Origin of the sequence: Massilia sp. CT11-108 (genome assembly GCF_047302915.1) — a bacterium.
GTDB classification, from domain to species: Bacteria; Pseudomonadota; Gammaproteobacteria; order Burkholderiales; family Burkholderiaceae_D; genus Telluria; species Telluria orientalis.
Window position 1 is genome coordinate 1 of the sequence record NZ_JBKYMO010000827.1, and the last position, 1,644, is coordinate 1,644.

The window sequence follows — 1,644 nt, forward strand, 5'->3', positions numbered from 1 at the left end:
CGCCGCCGCCTCGTCCGTCGCGGGCAGCACCAGCGCGAACTCTTCGCCGCCCAGGCGCGCGCACAGGTCGCGCGTGCGCGATGCCGCGCGGTCCAGCACCCGCGCCACCTCCTTCAGGCAGGCGTCGCCCTGCGGGTGGCCGTAACGGTCGTTGTACTGCTTGAAGTAATCGATGTCGACCATCACGAGCGACAGCGGCTCGCCCAGCGCACGGGCCTTGCCCCACTCGACGTCGAGGATCCGGTCGAACATGCGGCGGTTGGCAATGCCGGTAAGCGGGTCGCGGTACGAGAGCGCCTCCAGCTCCTTCTGCAGCTGCAGGATCTTGTCCTCGGCCCGTTTGCGTTCGCTGATGTCGAACATGAAGCCCACCAGGCAGTCCACGGCCCCGTCGGCCCGCCGGATCACGTGCACGACGTCACGGATCCACACGTATTCGCCGTCGGCCGTCAGGGCGCGGTAATCGGCTTCGTGATCGGTGCCCTGCTGCGACTGGCTCACGCAGAAATCGACCGTCTTCTGCCGGTCTTCCGCATGGATGCGCATGGCCCAGTCCTCGACCGTCTTCCAGCTGTCCTGGGGCCAGCCCAGCACGCGTTCGATCTGGGGACCGATGTACGTGAAGCGCGCGGAGGCCCAGTCGATGCGCCATGGGATGGCCTGCGTGGATTCGAGCAAGGTGCGGTAGACGCCGGCGTCGTCGCCGGTCTCGGAATGGATGGTCATGGCGCTCCCGAACCTGAAAACCATCATACTACCGGAATGCCTGGCCTTTGGATCAGTGCCCATGCGGCGGGCGATGGATAGACTCGGCCTGTCATCCATTTCCCACCACGAGGTCTCCCATGGACAACCAACCTACCCAGGACAATGCCGGCGTCGTCCAGGAATTCGGCGCGCTGGCGCCCGTGCGCATCGGTCTCCCGGAGCAGACGCGGTCGCAGAGCGTGCGCGCCCTGAACCGCCTGCTGGCGCACACGATGGCGCTGCGCGACGCCTACAAGAAAGCGCACTGGCAGACGTCCGGCGCCAACTTCTACGAACTGCACCTGCTGTTCGACAAGCACTACGAAGAACAGGTCGCGATCATGGACGCCATCGCCGAGCGCATCCAGACCCTGGGCGGCGTGACGTTCGCGCTGGCCGGCGACATCGCCGGCGAATCGTCGATCGCACGCGCCCCGCGCGGCCGTGAATCGGCCCCCGCCCAGCTGGAACGCCTGGCCGCCGCCCACGAGACGATCCTGCTGGACGCGCGTCCGCTGGCGCGCGCGGCGTCCGACGCCGGCGACGACGGCAGCAACGACCTGATCGTCAGCCAGGTCGTGCGCGCCAACGAACTGCAAAGCTGGTTCATCGGCGAACACCTGGCACGCCAGGCCGAGCGTAACTGAGCACGCCCGAACATCATACTTTAGTGTGATGTCATATCCTTTTGTATAGCTGGACCCCGGCGGCCTTCGTCCCGACAATGACCAGGGTGGCGCGGCATTCCGTCCGCACCACCCTGATCACCGGACGAGGAGCAGCCCATGACCACCCACCCGCCCCCACTGGCCGCGAGCCTTGAACCCGAACGGCAGGCGCGCCTGGCCACGATCGGCCAACTGGCCGCGTCGATCGCCCACGAGGTCGACCAGCCGC

The 1,644-nt window shown here is 67.1% G+C and carries 2 protein-coding genes; one reads left to right on the plus strand and one right to left on the minus strand.

From position 1 onward, the window contains the following. Nucleotides 1–726, minus strand: a 726-nt coding sequence (locus tag ACEN88_RS31135) for a diguanylate cyclase (protein ID WP_413345957.1), incomplete at its 3' end; no start/stop codon positions are given. A gap of 119 nt (nucleotides 727–845) precedes the next feature. Here ACEN88_RS31135 and ACEN88_RS31140 point away from each other — a divergent pair. Next, entirely contained in the window at nucleotides 846–1,394 is a 549-nt protein-coding gene (locus ACEN88_RS31140; protein ID WP_413345959.1) for a Dps family protein, read from the plus strand. The last annotated feature ends 250 nt before the right edge of the window (nucleotides 1,395–1,644 follow it).